The following is a 14,939-nucleotide window of genomic DNA, read 5'->3' on the forward strand; positions in this document are numbered from 1 at the left end:
CGGGTGGCGTGCGTGGTCATGGCAAACATGCGCGCCGGATCGGGCTGGGCCAGGCGCAAAAAAGCCGTCCAGCCCGCGTGGCGCAGCACCTGGGCGTATTCGTGGTAGTCCAGCCCGGCGCGGCGCATCAGCCGGTCTTCCATCGAAAAACCCAGCGGCTCAATCAGGTGCAGCGTGCAGCCCGTGTTGGCCGCCAGGCGGATGACGTTGCCCGTGTTGGGCGGGATTTCGGGTTCGACCAGGACGATGTGAAACATGGCGCCTATTGTGGTGCGTGGTGTGCGCGTGCCCGCGCAACAGGGCGTAAAAAAACCGTTTGCGGTGGCGGTTCAGGGCGTGCGGGCCACGACCAGCGCGCTCACCTGGGCGGCACCGGCCCGGTGCAGCACGCCAGCGGCGGCGTGCAGCGTGGCGCCGGTGGTCATCACATCGTCGATCAGCACCACGCGCTGGCCGCTGACCCGGTGGGCGCGCAGCGGCTCGATGGCGAAGGCGCCGTGCAGGTTTTCCAGCCGCTGGGCGCGCGCCAGGCTGCTTTGCGCAGGCGTGTCGCGCAGGCGCAGCAGCAGCGTGGCGTCGGTTTTGTCGGGCGCCAACTGGCGTGCCAGCAGCAGCGCCTGGTTGAAGCCGCGCTGGCGCAGGCGCTGGCGTGACAGCGGCAGGGGCAGCACCAGATCGGCACCGTCCAGCACTGGCTCGGCCCACGGGGTGCTGCGCAGCAGCAAGGCCAGGGCGCTGGCCCAGCCGGGGTCGCTGCGGAACTTGAAATCGCTCAGGGCGTTGGCCCAGGGGTAGCCGTAATCGACGGCGGCCACGCAGCGCGCCAGCGGCGGCGGCTGGTGCAGGCAGGCGCTGCATTGCTGCTGCCCGGCTTCGACGGCGATGGCGCAGGTGGGGCAGCGCGCACGCGGCTGGGCAAAGCGGGCCACGCAGGCGCCGCACACGCGCTGCGCGGGCCAGCTCTGGCACACCGCGCACTGGCTGGGCAGGCGGGCCAGGGCGCGCTGCCAGGCCGCAGATATCCTTGATGCCATCGGGTTGCGCATGATGGTGTCCAATATACGGCCCCTGCTTGCACCAGAAGCTCGCTCCGGTTTGAAATCTCCCTTCTTCAGAGGGATGAAATTCGCCTCCTCTGGGGGCGTGGATTGAAACATCGCCCTGACTTGCCCCATGCCGACCGACACCCCCCCCACCATCGACCCCGTTGCCGCCGCCCGTTGGCAACGCGCTGCGCCCGCGCATTCGCCCTGGCTGCACGAGGAAGTGGCCCGGCGCATGGAGTCGCGCTTGCAGTGGATGCGCCAGGCCCCCGCCACCTGGTGCCACTGGGATCCGGTGCGCGGTGGCCTGCAAGCCCATGCCCTGCTGCGCCAGCGCTACCCCGGTGCTGATTGCTACGTGACGGAAACGGCTCCCCCCCGCCAGGCCCACGCCGCCGCCGCACTGGCCCCGTCCTGGTGGAGCACCGCGCGCTGGACGGGCGGCGCCACCCGCCTGGCCCCGCCGCCGCCGGGCAGTGTGCAGATGCTGTGGGCCAACATGGCGCTGCACATGGCTGCCGACCCGCAGGCGCTGATGGCGCAGTGGCACCAGGCGCTGGCGGTGGACGGCCACGTCATGTTCTCCTGCCTGGGCCCCGACACCCTGCGCGAGCTGCGCGCGGTGTATGCCGCGCTGGGCTGGCCCGTGCCCTCGCACACCTTCACGGACATGCACGACTGGGGCGACATGCTGGTACACGCCGGTTTTGCCGAGCCGGTGATGGACATGGAGCACATCACCCTCACCTTTGCCACGCCCGAGCGCCTGCTGCAAGAGCTGCGCGAGCTGGGCGCCAACCTGCACCCCCAGCGCTTTGCCGGTCTGCGCGGGCGGCGCTGGCATGGCCAGTTGTGTGATGCGCTCACGCAGCAGCTGGCCAGCGCCGCGCACGGCGGCCAGCTGGCGCTGACCTTCGAGATCATTTACGGCCACGCCTTCAAGCCCACACCGCGCGTGGCCGTGAGCGGGCACAGCGCCGTCTCGCTGCAAGACATGCGCGCCATGCTGCGCAGCGCGCGCCCGCCGCAAGAACCCGTGTAGCCCGCCAGCAAGGACAAGATGTTGAAACGAAATACTCTCAAATTGATAGCTGTAAGCGCTCTGTCTGCGGGCGCTGTGGCCATTTTGGCTGCATGTTCGCCCGATGCGGCCAAGCTGCGCGGCGTGGACATCACCGGGGCCGACTACGCGCGCGACTTTCGGCTGACCGACCACAACGGCCAGGTGCGCAGCCTGCAAGACTTTCGCGGCAAAGTGGTGGTGGTGTTTTTTGGTTTCACGCAGTGCCCCGACGTGTGCCCCACCTCCATGCAGGAGTTGGCCGAGGTCAAGCAGCAGCTGGGCGCAGACGCCGATCGGCTGCAAGGCATTTTCATCACCGTCGATCCCGAGCGCGACCAGTTGGGCATGCTCAAGGCCTACATGGGCAATTTCGACCCCACTTTCCTGGCCCTGCGCCCCACGCCCGAGCAACTGCCCGCCCTGGCCAAAGACTTCAAGATCTATTACAAGAAAGTGGAAGGCAAGACGCCCACCAGCTACAGCATGGACCACTCGGCGGGCAGCTACCTCTACGACCCGGCAGGCCGCTTGCGTGTGTACCACCGCTACGGCAGCGGTGTGGCCGCCCTCACGGACGACGTGCGCACGCTGTTGTTGCCTGCGCGCTGAAGTTTCAAGCCCCCGGCGGGCTGCAAACTGCCAAGTGCGTCACGTTGGGGGGCGATAGCGCGCCATGCTGGGGTTTCCCCATGGTGGGCTGTCACAGTGTTTTCGTAGAGTGTGTGCATCTCCGCCACTGGCCCTGTCAGTGGGCTGGCGGTCAGGCGCCGTGTTGGCGTCACAGCCCAAGGGGAGGAGCCGCACATGCATGCACTTGATATTCCCGCACTGCGCGATAACGCGCCCCGGCGCTGCCCTTTCAGCGCCACTGCCACGCAGGCCGACAGCCTGCGCGATGTTCCCCGTGGATGGCTGGAGCAGGTAGCCATGGCCGCTGCACCCGACGGCATCTTGCTGGTAGACCGGCAGGGCACCATCATGATGGCCAACCCGGCCATGGAAACCATCTCGGGTTATGCCGCCGCGCAGCTCATGGGCCAGCCCATCAGCATCTTGCTGGCACCGCACCTGGGTGCCAAACATGGCCAGCATGTGCGCCGCTATTTCCAAAACCCCACGCGCCGCCCCATGGGCATGGAGCGCGACCTGTGGCTGCACCGGCGCGATGGCGCCAAAGTGCCTGTCGATGTGGCACTGGGTTACTCCGAGGCATATGGCGGCGCCAGCGTGGCGTTTGTGCGCGACATCTCTGAAGTGCGCCGCCTGGAGGCCCAGACCTGCTACCAGGCATCGCATGACAACCTCACCGGGCTGGTCAACCGCTGGCAGTTTGGCCAGCGGCTGGAGCAGGCCATCCACACCTGCACGCCCCAGGGGCGGCCATTTGCGCTGCTGCTGCTGGATCTGGACGACTTCAAGGCCATCAACGACGGCTATGGCCATGCCGCTGGCGACCAGGTGCTGGTGGAGGTGGCGCGGCGCCTGAAAAATGCCCTGCGCGCTGGCGACACGGTGGGGCGATTGGGGGGCGACGAGTTCACGGTGCTGCTGCCCGAGCTGAACCAGGTGCAAGAGGCCATGCTCGTTGCGGCCAAGCTCTTGCAGTTGTTGCAAGAGCCGTTCCGGGTGCAGGGCTTTGAGCTTCACTGCGGCGCCAGTGCGGGCATTGCCGTGTTTCCGCAAGATGCGCCAGACGCTGACACGCTCATGCGCTATGCCGACATGGCCATGTACTGCTCCAAGCGGCGTGGGCGGGGCCATTTCTCCCTCTATGAGCCTGCCATGGGTGAAAAAATGGCAGAAAAAATCCTGCTGCACGACCACCTCAAGCTGGCGCTGGCCTATGGTGGACTGGCGCTGCATTACCAGCCGCAGGTGGATGTCGTGACAGGGCAGGTGGTGGGCGCCGAGGCTTTGTTGCGCTGGACAGACCCGGTGCTGGGCGAGGTGCCGCCCTCGCGCTTCATTCCGGTGGCCGAGGCCACCGGACTCATCCTGCCTCTGGGCGAGTGGGTGCTGAACGCAGTGTGCCGCCAAATCCGGGTTTGGCAACAGGCCGGTACGCCGCTGCGGGTGGCGGTGAACGTGTCGGTGCAGCAATTGCAGCAAAACGACTGGGTGGAACAGTTGCAAGGGGCATTGCAGCGCCACGGGGTGCCCCCCGATCTGCTGGAGCTGGAACTGACCGAGTCCGAGGCCATGGCCGACCCGGTGCTGGCGCGGCATTCGCTGGCGCGCGTCAAGGCACTGGGCATCAGCGTCACGCTGGACGACTTTGGCACCGGGCATTCCTCGCTGGCCTATCTGCAACAGCTGCCCATTGCGCGCATCAAGATTGCGCGGGACTTTGTCGAGCCCATGTTGCGCGGCGACAGCGAGTCTGCGCTGGTGCGGGCGGTGATCGAGTTGTCGCACACCCTGGGCCTGACCGTGGTGGCCGAGGGCGTAGAGGCGCCAGAGCAGCTGGGCCAACTGCGCCGGTTTGGCTGCGATATTGTCCAGGGGTGGCTGTATTCGCGGGCCGTTCCCGCCCCCGAGATGGCGCAGCTGATTGGTACCCCCGAGCCTTTTGCTGCGCTGTGCAGGGCCGCAGCACTGGCGCAGCCCTAGTCTGGTGCCCGCCAGCCGTGCCTGGCGCGGGCCGGTTCAGAGGGACCGCAGCCCCGGGCGCGCCGGTAGCGCGCTGCCGCTGCCTGCCAGCGCTAGCAGTGCATCGCGCTCAATCTCGCAATGCCAGCGGTCGCGCCGCACCAGGCAGGCCTGCTGCTCCAGCTGCCGCAGGGTGCGGGCAATGGTTTCGCGCGTGGTAGCCAGCAGCGCGGCCAGTGCGCTTTGGCTGGGCAGGCGCACCAGGGTGCTGCGCTGCAAGGCGGCCAGTTGCAGCAGTGTGCCCGCCACCTGACCGGCCACGGTGCGGATGCGCACAATGCGCGCCCAATCGGCCAGGTGCGCATTGGTCTGGGCGTAGCTGACGGCCAGCTCCCACAAAAAAGCCTGATCGACCAGGCCGCTGTGCAGCAGGGGCGCAATCGGTACCTCGCACACCCGCACGGGCGACAGTGCCAGACACGAGAACGTGGCCGGTTGCCCCAGCAGCACGGTGCTGCCCAGGGTCTGGCCGTGGCCGCACATGCCCACGGGGCGCTCCACGCCATCTTCGGCACTGCGCAGCAGCATGGTGGTGCCCACTTTGACGATGCGGAAGAACGACGCCGTTTCGCCCTGGCGCAACAGCATGTCGCCCTTTGCAAAAGAGCGTTCAGTCGTCAAGTCCTGCCACGATTGCCGGGTGACCGTGTTCATCTTTCCCAGCAGGCAAAGGCTCTGGCAGGCGCACCGCGCGCAGCCGGTGTGCCGGGGGGCAGGGTCAGTGTTCATGGGCGGGGCGGGCCAAGAGGGGCGGGGCTGTAAAGCTTGCACCATAACCGGCTTGAGTGGGCGCAGCAAGGCGCGTTGGCCGCTGCGGCTGCCCAAGTAGCAGGCCGGTGGTGCTTATTCTGACTGGATGCCGCGCGCCGCAATCACGCCGCCCAGCAGCCGCGTGTCGGCCTGAATGCGCCGGGCCAGCCCCTCGGCAGTGGTGCCCGTGACCTGCCAGCCTTGCTGGAACAGTTTGTCGCGTACCTGCGGGCTGCGGGCAATCTGGCTGAACAAGACGGACAGCCGCGCCACCACCGATGGCGGCATGGAGCGTGGGGCGGCCACCGCGTTCCAGATTTCCAGGTGAAAGTCTGCAATACCCGCTTCGGCCAGGCTGGGGTAGTGCGGCACCAGCGCGCTGCGGCCTGCCGATGTCACGCCCAGCACGCGCAGTTTGCCTGCGCGCTCCTGCGCAGCCGCCATGGCCGGTGGCAACAGCGCCAACTGAATCTGGCCACCGAGGATGGCGTTGATAACCTGCGGGTTGCCCGGGTACGGCACATGCACCGGGTTGAGGCCCGCTTTGCCCTTGAGCAGCTCCATGCCGATGTGCGCCACCGTGCCCACGCCGGGGGTGCCGTAGCTCCAGTGGTCGCCTGCCTGGCGGGCTGCCGTGAAAAACTCCTGCGCGCTGGCCCCGGGGGCGTTGGCAGGCGCTGCCAGCGCCAGCGGGGCTGTGCCCACCAGGCTCACGGGCACCAGGTCTTGCAGCGGGTCGTAAATGGCCTTGGGATTGATCAGCTTGGCGATGGTCAGGTTGCCATTGATCATCAGGCCGATGGTGTGGTTGTCCGTGGCACGGGCTACCGCGCTGGCGCCAATATTGCCGCCCGCGCCCACCCGGTTTTCTACGATCACCGGCTGACCCAGGGCCTGCGCCAGCGGCTCGGCCAGGGTGCGCGCTGCCAGGTCGGGCGATGAGCCGCCCGGAAAACCGACGATGATTTTCACCGCCTGACTGGGCCAGCCTGGCGTGGTGCTGGCACCAGCCGCCATGGCAGTGGCTGCGGTGGGTTGGGCCAGGGCGCTGCCGCCAGCGGCAGCCAGGGCAAGTACCAGTGCGGCACGGCGCAGGGCGCAAACTTGCATGAAAAATTCTCCAAAAAGCGCCGCCAGGCCTTTTGCCACGACGCAGGCACAAAAAAGCGCGCAACCCCGGTCAGGGGTGCGCGCTGTGCATTATCGCCAGCCGGTTCTGGGCGGTGCATGCCGCCCAGCCGCTGTACTCAGGCGTATTCGGCCAGCGTCTTGCGCATTTTTTTCATGGCGGCCACTTCAATCTGGCGGATGCGCTCGGCGCTGACGCCATAGACGGCGGCCAGATCGTGCAGCGTCATGCCGCCCGAGCCATCGTCGCGCACCTTGAGCCAGCGCTCTTCCACGATGCGGCGGCTGCGCTCGTCCAAAGCAGCCAGGGCGCTGGCAATGCCGTCGGTGGCCAGCAGGTCGCGCTGGTGCGACTCGATCATGGCCGTGGGCTCGTGGGCGGCGTCGGCCAGGTAGGCAATGGGGCCAAAGGCCTGCTCGCCGTCGTCGGACGGGGCGGGATCCAGCAGCACATCACCGCCGGACATGCGCGTTTCCATCTCCATGACTTCTTCGCGCTTGACCTTGAGCTGCGCGGCCACCAGGTCGATCTCGCTGTCGGACAGGGTGTTGCGGTGCGTGGTTTCAGCCTCGGTCTTGAAGCCCTGCTTCATCGAGCGCAGGTTGAAAAACAGCTTGCGCTGTGCCTTGGTGGTGGCCACCTTGACCATGCGCCAGTTTTTCAGGATGTATTCGTGGATCTCGGCCTTGATCCAGTGCATGGCGTAGCTCACCAAGCGCACGCCCTGGTCGGGGTCGAAGCGCTTGACGGCTTTCATCAAGCCGATGTTGCCTTCCTGGATCAGGTCGCCGTGGGGCAGGCCGTAGCCCAGGTATTGGCGCGAAATGGAGATGACCAGGCGCAGGTGCGACATCACCAGGCGCCCCGCAGCCTCTACGTCGTTGTGGTCACGCAGCTTGCGGGCGCAGTCTTGTTCTTCTTCGTGGGTGAGCAGCGGCAGGCGATTGGCTGCCGAAATATAGGCGTCCAGGTTGCCCAGCGACGGCACCACCGTCCACGGATTGGTGGGCGCCAGAGCGGTTGCTGCGAGTCCAGATGAAAGTGCCATTCCAGAAATCCTTTCGTCTAAGCCTTCATGTTAGCACTCGGTTGGAGGGACTGCTAAGCCCATAGTTCCCGTCAGGGTGTCAGACAATGCCGCCCCTTTTTTTGAAGCCAAATCGGCCTCTATAGCCCTCCAGTTAGGCGCTGGTAGCTATTAAATAAATAGCGTCAAGGGTGTGAATCGACCCCGCCGGTGCGGGTGGTGCCACCCGGACGCAGGGGCCCGCAGTGCCCGCAGGATCACACTGCGAGGTCGATTTGCTGCAAGACGCCCGCCTGCCCGTCCTCGCGCAGGTAGGCGCCAGTGGCGCGCAGTGCGCCCAGGCTGGCGTTGCCCTCGGTGCGCAGGGCAAAGGGCGTGGCGGCGTTGGCCAGGCCCAGCGCGCCCACGCCTTCGGCTTGCAGTGTTTGCAGGCTGCCGCCGCCGTCGGCGCTGGGGCGCCAGATGCGCAAGTCTTTGAAGGCCGCATCGCCCTCGTCGATCCAGCCGTTGCCGTCATCGTCCAGCGCGGCCAGTTCGGCAAAGCCGTTGTCGGTGCGCGGGCCAAACAGCTCCAGACCATCGTCGATGCGGCCATTCTGGTTGCGGTCCAGTGCCAGGTAGCCCCAGCCCTGGGCCAGCAGCGGTACGTTGTCGGCGCTGCCGTCACCTTGCAGGTCAAACGCAAAGCGCTGGTTTTGCAGTGCCTGGGCCGGGCCATCAAAGCGCAGCACCAGCGGATCGACCGGCGCTGCCGCGCTGCCCAGCGCGATGCGGGTGGAGCTTTCTTCGCGGTAGCTGCGCTGCAGTTGCAGGTCGAGTTCGAAGCGGATGGTCTGGCCGTCGGCGGTCTGCACCTGTCCTTGCATTTGGAAGCGCAGCTGCTCGGATTCCTGGCGCACGGTGGACGTCTCGTACACCAAGCCCCAGCCGGTGCCCGCTGCTGCTGCGTTGCCGGGTGGGGTCGCAGACACCCCGGCGGTGCTGCGCTGGCTGGCCATGGCCTGCAACTGCGCTTGCAGTTTGTCGGCATAGACCTCTACTGACGCGCCCATCATGCGTTCGATCAGGTCTTTGAGCATGGCCATTTGCGGTGTCAGGGTGGTGCCAATTTTTCCGGAGGCGCTGGCTTCGGTGCTGTCGGCCACGGCAGGTTCGGCCATGGCTGCACGCCCGGGCGCGCTGGAGGGGTTGGACTGGGCCAGCGCCGCAGGCGACAGGCTCAGTCGGGTGCCCGGGGTGGCCAGCGGGTTGGGCGCAGGGCTGGTGCGGGGCAGGGCCGCTGTGTTGGCGTTCGGTGTGCCCCGGCGCACCTCCAGCCGCTCGGTGTGCTGGCTGCTTTGCTGGGCCTGGTGCTGAACCTGGAACTGCTGGGCGGACTGGGCGATGCGCATGGTGAACCCCCGTGAAAGAACGTACCTGTTTATCGGCAGTCCGGGAGGGCTCCTTGAGCGGCCAGCACATGCCGCCGCCCAGTGGCCGGGGTGTCAGGCCAGCAGCGCCTGGGCAAACTCGCGGGCGTTGAAGGTTTCGAGGTCTTCGAGTTTTTCGCCCACGCCGATGAAATACACCGGAATGGGGCGCTCCTGCGCAATGGCGGCCAGCACGCCGCCCTTGGCCGTGCCGTCCAGTTTGGTTACGACCAGGCCGGTCAGGCCCAGCGCATCGTCAAAGGCGCGCACCTGGGCCAGCGCGTTCTGGCCGGTGTTGCCGTCAATCACCAGCAGCACCTCGTGCGGCGCGGTGCCATCGGCCTTGGTGACCACGCGCTTGATTTTTTGCAGCTCCTGCATCAGGTGCAGCTGCGTGGGCAGGCGCCCGGCGGTATCGACCAGCACCACGTCCTTGCCACGCGCGCGGCCTGCGGTCACGGCATCAAAACTGACGGCAGCGGGGTCGCCGCCTTCCTGGCTGACGATATCGACCAGGTTGCGGTCGGCCCACACCCCGAGCTGCTCGCGCGCAGCGGCGCGGAAGGTGTCGGCGGCGGCCAGCAGCACGCTGGCGCCCTCGTGGGCCAGGTGCTTGGTGAGTTTGCCAATCGACGTGGTCTTGCCCGCACCGTTGACGCCCGCCACCATGATGACGGTGGGGGTGTGCTGGCCAATGACCAGGGATTTTTCCAGCGGCTGGAGCAAATCGGTCAGCGCGTCGGCCAGCAGGCCCTTGACGGCGGCGGGATCGGTGGTTTTAGTGTCTTTGACGCGGCGCTTGAGGTCGGTCAGCAGCCACTGTGTGGCCTTGACGCCGGTGTCGGCCATGAGCAACGCCTCTTCCAGCTCCTCATACAGCGCGTCGTCGATTTGCGTGCCGGTAAAGACGGTGGCAATGCTGGAGCCGGTTTTGCGCAGCCCGGCCTTGAGGCGGTCGAGCCAGCCTTTGCGCTCGGCCGCTGTCGCTGTGGCGGTCGGCGCGGTTGCCAGCGCCGTGGTCGGTGGGGGGGCAGGGGGCGCCAGTGCGGGCACTGCGGTGGCCGGTTCTGCCGATCCCACCGATGGCGCAGCCGCAGGCTCAGGCGCTGCCGCCGTCTTGGCCCCGAAAGGCTTGCGCAGCCAGTCCAGCGCCCCGGCCACGGCGCCAGGCGCGGGCGCTGCGCTGGCAGGCGCTGGGGTGGGGGCCGCTGCTGCGGTGGTGGTTGCCGGGGGCGTGGGCGCTGCGGGCGTGGCCGTGGGCGCGGTCAGCGCATCCGGCACGGGCGGTGGAGGGGGTTTCTTTTTGAAAAAACTGAACATTGCAGGGGTTCTTAGAATCACTCCATTCTATGAAACGCGCTATCTCCCTCCTGGGCCTGCTGGCCTGCACCGTGGCCGGGGCGCAAGCTCCGGCGTCCTCAACCTCTGCCAGCGCAGCGCCGTCCGCCCCCACAGCGGCTGCGGCGGTGGACGCGGCGGCTGCCGCACAGGCCAGCACGGCCTCTGGCGCGCAGCAGTTCACGCTGGCCAATGGCATGCAGCTCATCGTGCAGCCCGACCGGCGCGCGCCCACGGCGCTGCACATGGTCTGGGTGCGCGTGGGCGCGATGGACGAGGTCGATGGCACCTCGGGCGTGGCCCATGTGCTCGAACACATGATGTTCAAGGGCAGCACCAAGCTGGCGCCGGGCGAGTTCTCGCGCCGCGTGGCGGCCCTGGGCGGCTCGGAAAACGCTTTCACCAGCCTCGATTACACGGGCTACTACCAGCAGATTCCGTCCGACCGGCTGGAGCAGGTCATGCGCCTGGAGGCAGACCGCTTTGCCCACAACCGCTGGCCCGATGCCGAGTTCCGCAAAGAGATTGAGGTGGTCAAGGAGGAGCGCCGCATGCGCACCGAAGACCAGCCGCGCGCCCTGCTCATCGAGCAGCTCAGCGCCGCCACCTTCACTGCCTCGCCGTACCGCCGCCCGGTGGTCGGCTGGATGAGCGATCTGGACGCCATGACGCCCCAGGATGTGCGCCAGTTCCACCGCCAGTGGTATGTGCCCGCCAACGCCGCTGTGGTGGTGGTGGGCGATGTGGACGTGCGCAAGGTGCGCGCACTGGCCGAAAAAACCTATGGCCGCATCCCCGCCCGCGCCGTGCCCGTGCGCAAGCCGCGTGCCGAGCCGCCCCAGATGGGCCTGCGCCGCATCACCGTCAAGGCGCCCGCCGAGCAGGCTTACGTGGCGCTGACGTTTCGCGCGCCCACGCTGGCACGGGTGGAGGCCCTGACCGACGCCGACCGCGATGCGCTGGCGCTGGTGGTGCTCTCTGCCGTGCTCAGCGGCTACGACGGTGCGCGCCTGGAACGCGCCCTGAGCCAGGGCCCCGAGCGCGTGGCCGACAACGTGGGCAGCGGTGCCTCGGTGGTGGGACGCGGGCCGGGCATGTTCATGCTGACGGGGGTGCCCGCGCAGGGCAAAACCGCCCAGCAGGTGGAAGATGCCCTGCGCGCTGAAGTGGCCCGCGTGGCCCGCGAGGGCGTGGGCAGCGCCGAGCTGGAGCGCGTCAAAACCCAGTGGGTGGCCAGCACCGTGTACCAGCGCGACTCGCTGCACGGCCAGGCCAGTGATCTGGGCAGCAACTGGGTGCAGGGCCTGCCCCTGGACGCCGAAGACCGCCTGCTGACCCTGCTGCGCGCCATCACCCCCGAGCAGGTGCAGGCCGTGGCCCAGCGCTATTTCGGTGATGACCAACTCACTGTGGCCACCCTGGCGCCCCAGCCCCTGGACCCGCAACGCAAGCGTCCGGCAGCCGCCGCAGGCGCCATGCGCCACTGAACACCCCACCGGACTGGTCTGATGATTACTATTAAAAGAGTAGCTGCTCGCGCTTGCCTGGTAAGCGCTGGAGTCGTTTTTTATGCCCAATCTGCCTGGGCGTTGCTGCCCATACAGCACTGGCGCGAGCCCAGTGGCGCGCAGGTCTGGCTGGTCGAGAGCCCGGCCATCCCCATGGTCGATGTGCAAATCGACTTTGACGCCGGTAGCCGCCGCGATCCCGCGCCCCAGGCGGGCCTGGCCAGCGCCGTGGCCGGTATGGCCAGCAAAGGTGTGCGCGCCGTAGGCGATGCGCCCGCGCTCGATGAAAACGCCCTGGGCGAAGCCTGGGCCGACCTGGGCGCCAGCCTGGAGGTCAGCGCCAGCAACGACGCGCTGGCGTTTTCGCTGCGCTCACTCACGGTTCCCGATCTGTTGGACAAGGCCGCGCACCTGGCTGCACGCCAATTGGCCGAGCCCGCCTGGCCCGAAGATATCTGGCAGCGCGAACAAGCCCGCTGGAGCGCCGCCATCCGCGAATCGCGCACCCGACCGGCCACAGTGGCGGGCGAGGCGTTTGCCAGCGCCGTCTATGGCAGCCACCCCTATGGCCAGCATGTGACCGAAGAATCGCTGGCACGCATCCACGTGGCCGAGATGGCGCAATTCCACAGCCGCTACCTGCAAGCCTGCCGCGCCCGCGTGGCCATCGTCGGCGCCGTCAACCGTGAGCGCGCCCAAGCGCTGGTGGCCACGCTGCTGGCGCGCCTGCCTGCTGCCGATGCCGCCGCCTGCGCACCCCAGCCCGCCGTGCCTGAAGTGCAGCCGCTGGCCGCGCCCGTGCAGCAAAACATTGCCTTTGCCTCGGCCCAGGCGCATGTGCTCATGGGCCAGCCCGGCTTTGCCCGCAGCGACCCGGATTTTCTGGCGCTGCTGGTGGGCAACCACATTTTGGGCGGGGGCGGTTTTGTCTCACGCCTGACCGAAGAAGTGCGCGAAAAGCGCGGTCTGAGCTACAGCGTGTACAGCGGCTTCAACCCCGGCCTGCACGCGGGCGCCTTTGTCATCAGCCTGCAAACCCGGCCCGACCAGGCCGCGCAGGCGGTGCAGGTGGCGCGCGAGGTGCTCACCCGCTTTGTGGCCCAGGGCCCCACGCCTGCCGAGCTGCGCGCCGCCAAAGACAACCTCATCGGCGGCTTTGCCCTGCGCATCGACAGCAACCGCAAGCTGCTGGGCAACGTGGTCAACATTGCCACCAACGGCCTGCCGCTGGACTACCTGGAGCACTGGCGCCAGCGCGTGGAGGCCGTCACGGTGGCCGACATCCGCGCCGCCATGCAGCGCAAATTGCAGCCCGAGCGCATGGTGACCGTCACCGTGGGCGCCCAGCCATGAGCGCGCGCTTGAGCCCCGCGCAGGTGGCCGCCGCGCTGCGCCGCGCCAGCACGGCCAGCCCTGGCGCAGCGCCATCCGGGCAGGCCTTGCCCGGTAAGCGCCCGCCACGCGCTGCGCAGGCCCTGGGCGCTGGCACCACCAACAGCGCGCCCCAGCGCGGCGCCAAGGCCAATGCTGCGGTAGCCCCCGCAGGCAAAGCAGCCGCTCCCGGCGGCGCGGGCGAAATCCGCATCATCGGCGGGCAGTGGAAGCGCACGCGCCTGCCCGTGCCCCATTTGCCCGGCCTGCGCCCCACGCCCGACCGCGTGCGCGAGACCCTGTTCAACTGGCTGGGCCAGGACTTGTCGGGCTGGCGCTGTCTGGACGCTTTTGCCGGCACCGGCGCGCTGGGGCTGGAGGCCGCCTCGCGCGGTGCGGCCAGCGTGTGCATGGTCGAGCAAGACGCCGCCTTGGTCGCGCGCTTGCAGGGGCTGTGCCAGCGCTTGCAGGCCAGCGCCGTGCAAGTGCGCCGGGGCGATGGCGTGGCGCAGTTGCGCCAGTGCGCACCGGCCAGCCTGGACTTGGTGTTCATCGACCCGCCGTTTGATGGCGATTTGTTCCTGCCCGCATTGCAAGCAGCTGCGGCAGTGCTGGCGCCCCAGGGCTTCATCTACCTGGAGGCGCCCACCGCCTGGGCCGATGCCGAACTGGCGCCACTGGGTCTGGCGCTGCAACGCCACCTGCGGGCGGGCGCAGTGCATGCCCACCTGTTGCGCCCCGTTGCCAAGAGTCATCAAATTTGATAGCTGCTAGCGCCCGCTGCATGGGCGTTGGAGCCTGTTTTGACCTGTATTTGGTGGGGTGTGATTTGGCTTTTTGTGCAGGGGTGTACGCTGCATAATCGCCGCTTTCGCAGCAGCAGCGCAGCGGCACTGGCAGTGCAGCGTGCTGCGTCCCTTGCCGTGCCGTAGCAGACCGCCGGGTGGAGGGCTGCTGTTTTCTTTGCCCGCTTTTTCAGGAAGACCCGCCATGGCCCTCGACGTGCATGCCATTTACCCCGGCACCTTTGACCCCATCACCCTGGGCCATGAAGACCTGGTGCGCCGCGCCGCGCAGCTGTTTGGCCGCGTGACAGTGGCCGTGGCCATGGCACACCACAAAAAAACCCTGTTCAGCCTGGAAGAGCGCATGGACATGGTGCGCCAAGCCCTTCAGGACTGTCCACAAGTGCAGGTCGAGCCCTTTGAAGGCCTGGTGACCGAGTTTGCTGCGGCCCGGGGCGCCCAGGCCATGGTGCGCGGCCTGCGCTCGGGCACCGATTTTGACTACGAGGCCCAGCTGGCCGGCATGAACCGCGCCTTGCAGCCGCAGATCGACACCGTATTCCTCACCCCCGCCAGCCAGTACCAGCACATCAGCAGCACCCTGGTGCGCGAGATTGCCACGCTGGGCGGCGATGCAGCCCAGTTTGTCTCGCCCGCCGTGTGGGATCGGCTGGTACACAAGTTGCGCGCCAACGCGCGTTGAGTGGAGCGCAGGGACGGGCACCACTGCCTGCGCCTGTCGCCCACGCACAAAAAAGCCGCCGCCCGCAGCACTGCGCGGACGGCGGCTTTTTTGCGCGCTGGTGTTATGGGCGCACCACGATGCTGTTGCGCACCTCACGCACATGCTGGGTGTTGCGGGCAATC

General features: G+C 67.8%; 14 protein-coding genes. 7 read left to right on the plus strand and 7 right to left on the minus strand.

The window, feature by feature from the left end; translation table 11 throughout:
- Together PHX69_RS10070 and PHX69_RS10075 are read right to left on the minus strand one after the other, a co-directional pair.
- Positions 1 to 257 (minus strand): tRNA (cytidine(34)-2'-O)-methyltransferase (locus PHX69_RS10070; protein WP_288043576.1); only part of this gene is annotated, 257 nt, incomplete at its 3' end.
- Between the two features lie 72 nt (positions 258 to 329).
- Positions 330 to 1,046, minus strand: coding sequence for a ComF family protein (locus PHX69_RS10075; RefSeq protein WP_502958515.1), 717 nt, complete (start codon positions 1,044 to 1,046; stop codon positions 330 to 332).
- Positions 1,047 to 1,173: 127 nt separating this feature from the next.
- Between PHX69_RS10075 and PHX69_RS10080 the strand changes: the two genes are divergently transcribed.
- From PHX69_RS10080 to PHX69_RS10090, 3 genes are all read left to right on the plus strand, one after another.
- Positions 1,174 to 2,085 carry a methyltransferase domain-containing protein gene (locus PHX69_RS10080; RefSeq protein ID WP_288043577.1) on the plus strand — a complete coding sequence of 304 codons (912 nt, stop codon included), beginning with the start codon at positions 1,174 to 1,176 and terminating at the stop codon, positions 2,083 to 2,085.
- A gap of 18 nt (positions 2,086 to 2,103) precedes the next feature.
- On the plus strand, positions 2,104 to 2,715 hold the full coding sequence (locus PHX69_RS10085; protein ID WP_288043578.1) for an SCO family protein: 612 nt from the start codon (positions 2,104 to 2,106) through the stop codon (positions 2,713 to 2,715).
- A 195-nt stretch (positions 2,716 to 2,910) separates the two neighbouring features.
- The gene (locus PHX69_RS10090) at positions 2,911 to 4,716 is read left to right on the plus strand and encodes a putative bifunctional diguanylate cyclase/phosphodiesterase (protein ID WP_288043579.1); all 1,806 of its coding nucleotides are present in this window, start codon (positions 2,911 to 2,913) and stop codon (positions 4,714 to 4,716) included.
- 36 nt (positions 4,717 to 4,752) lie between these two features.
- Here the strand turns inward: PHX69_RS10090 and PHX69_RS10095 are convergent, their stop codons facing one another.
- The 5 genes from PHX69_RS10095 to ftsY form a co-directional block, all read right to left on the minus strand.
- A complete protein-coding gene (locus PHX69_RS10095) occupies positions 4,753 to 5,409 on the minus strand; it encodes a Crp/Fnr family transcriptional regulator (protein WP_288043581.1) in 657 nt (218 codons plus the stop codon).
- Positions 5,410 to 5,598: 189 nt separating this feature from the next.
- Positions 5,599 to 6,615: a Bug family tripartite tricarboxylate transporter substrate binding protein gene (locus PHX69_RS10100; RefSeq protein ID WP_119013875.1), complete on the minus strand. Its 1,017-nt coding sequence runs from the start codon at positions 6,613 to 6,615 to the stop codon at positions 5,599 to 5,601.
- Between the two features lie 137 nt (positions 6,616 to 6,752).
- Positions 6,753 to 7,682: an RNA polymerase sigma factor RpoH gene (rpoH, locus tag PHX69_RS10105; RefSeq protein WP_119013829.1), complete on the minus strand. Its 930-nt coding sequence runs from the start codon at positions 7,680 to 7,682 to the stop codon at positions 6,753 to 6,755.
- 236 nt (positions 7,683 to 7,918) lie between these two features.
- Positions 7,919 to 9,052, minus strand: coding sequence for an SPM autocatalytic domain-containing protein (locus PHX69_RS10110; RefSeq protein WP_288043582.1), 1,134 nt, complete (start codon positions 9,050 to 9,052; stop codon positions 7,919 to 7,921).
- Positions 9,053 to 9,145: 93 nt separating this feature from the next.
- Positions 9,146 to 10,390, minus strand: a complete 1,245-nt coding sequence (gene ftsY, locus PHX69_RS10115; protein WP_288043583.1) for a signal recognition particle-docking protein FtsY — start codon at positions 10,388 to 10,390, stop codon at positions 9,146 to 9,148.
- Positions 10,391 to 10,419: 29 nt separating this feature from the next.
- Between ftsY and PHX69_RS10120 the strand changes: the two genes are divergently transcribed.
- The 4 genes from PHX69_RS10120 to coaD all read left to right on the plus strand — a co-directional run bounded on the left by PHX69_RS10120 (position 10,420) and on the right by coaD (position 14,775).
- Positions 10,420 to 11,895, plus strand: coding sequence for a M16 family metallopeptidase (locus PHX69_RS10120; RefSeq protein WP_288043584.1), 1,476 nt, complete (start codon positions 10,420 to 10,422; stop codon positions 11,893 to 11,895).
- A 21-nt stretch (positions 11,896 to 11,916) separates the two neighbouring features.
- A complete protein-coding gene (locus PHX69_RS10125; RefSeq protein ID WP_288043586.1) occupies positions 11,917 to 13,269 on the plus strand; it encodes a M16 family metallopeptidase in 1,353 nt (450 codons plus the stop codon).
- Positions 13,266 to 14,051: a 16S rRNA (guanine(966)-N(2))-methyltransferase RsmD gene (gene rsmD, locus PHX69_RS10130; protein ID WP_502958514.1), complete on the plus strand. Its 786-nt coding sequence runs from the start codon at positions 13,266 to 13,268 to the stop codon at positions 14,049 to 14,051. The genes PHX69_RS10125 and rsmD overlap by 4 nt, the downstream gene beginning before the upstream one ends.
- Positions 14,052 to 14,277: 226 nt before the next feature.
- Entirely contained in the window at positions 14,278 to 14,775 is a 498-nt protein-coding gene (gene coaD / locus PHX69_RS10135; protein WP_288043587.1) for a pantetheine-phosphate adenylyltransferase, read from the plus strand.
- Positions 14,776 to 14,939 lie beyond the last annotated feature (164 nt).

This window comes from Simplicispira sp., from assembly GCF_028687295.1.
GTDB lineage: Bacteria > Pseudomonadota > Gammaproteobacteria > Burkholderiales > Burkholderiaceae_C > Simplicispira > Simplicispira metamorpha.

Coding starts and splice junctions, on each gene's coding strand:
- PHX69_RS10075 (WP_502958515.1), bottom strand. CDS start 1,046: ATGCGCAACCCGATGGCATCAAGGATATCTGCGGCCTGGCAGCGCGCC.
- PHX69_RS10080 (WP_288043577.1), top strand. CDS start 1,174: ATGCCGACCGACACCCCCCCCACCATCGACCCCGTTGCCGCCGCCCGT.
- PHX69_RS10085 (WP_288043578.1), top strand. CDS start 2,104: ATGTTGAAACGAAATACTCTCAAATTGATAGCTGTAAGCGCTCTGTCT.
- PHX69_RS10090 (WP_288043579.1), top strand. CDS start 2,911: ATGCATGCACTTGATATTCCCGCACTGCGCGATAACGCGCCCCGGCGC.
- PHX69_RS10095 (WP_288043581.1), bottom strand. CDS start 5,409: ATGAACACGGTCACCCGGCAATCGTGGCAGGACTTGACGACTGAACGC.
- PHX69_RS10100 (WP_119013875.1), bottom strand. CDS start 6,615: ATGCAAGTTTGCGCCCTGCGCCGTGCCGCACTGGTACTTGCCCTGGCT.
- rpoH (WP_119013829.1), bottom strand. CDS start 7,682: ATGGCACTTTCATCTGGACTCGCAGCAACCGCTCTGGCGCCCACCAAT.
- PHX69_RS10110 (WP_288043582.1), bottom strand. CDS start 9,052: ATGCGCATCGCCCAGTCCGCCCAGCAGTTCCAGGTTCAGCACCAGGCC.
- ftsY (WP_288043583.1), bottom strand. CDS start 10,390: ATGTTCAGTTTTTTCAAAAAGAAACCCCCTCCACCGCCCGTGCCGGAT.
- PHX69_RS10120 (WP_288043584.1), top strand. CDS start 10,420: ATGAAACGCGCTATCTCCCTCCTGGGCCTGCTGGCCTGCACCGTGGCC.
- PHX69_RS10125 (WP_288043586.1), top strand. CDS start 11,917: ATGATTACTATTAAAAGAGTAGCTGCTCGCGCTTGCCTGGTAAGCGCT.
- rsmD (WP_502958514.1), top strand. CDS start 13,266: ATGAGCGCGCGCTTGAGCCCCGCGCAGGTGGCCGCCGCGCTGCGCCGC.
- coaD (WP_288043587.1), top strand. CDS start 14,278: ATGGCCCTCGACGTGCATGCCATTTACCCCGGCACCTTTGACCCCATC.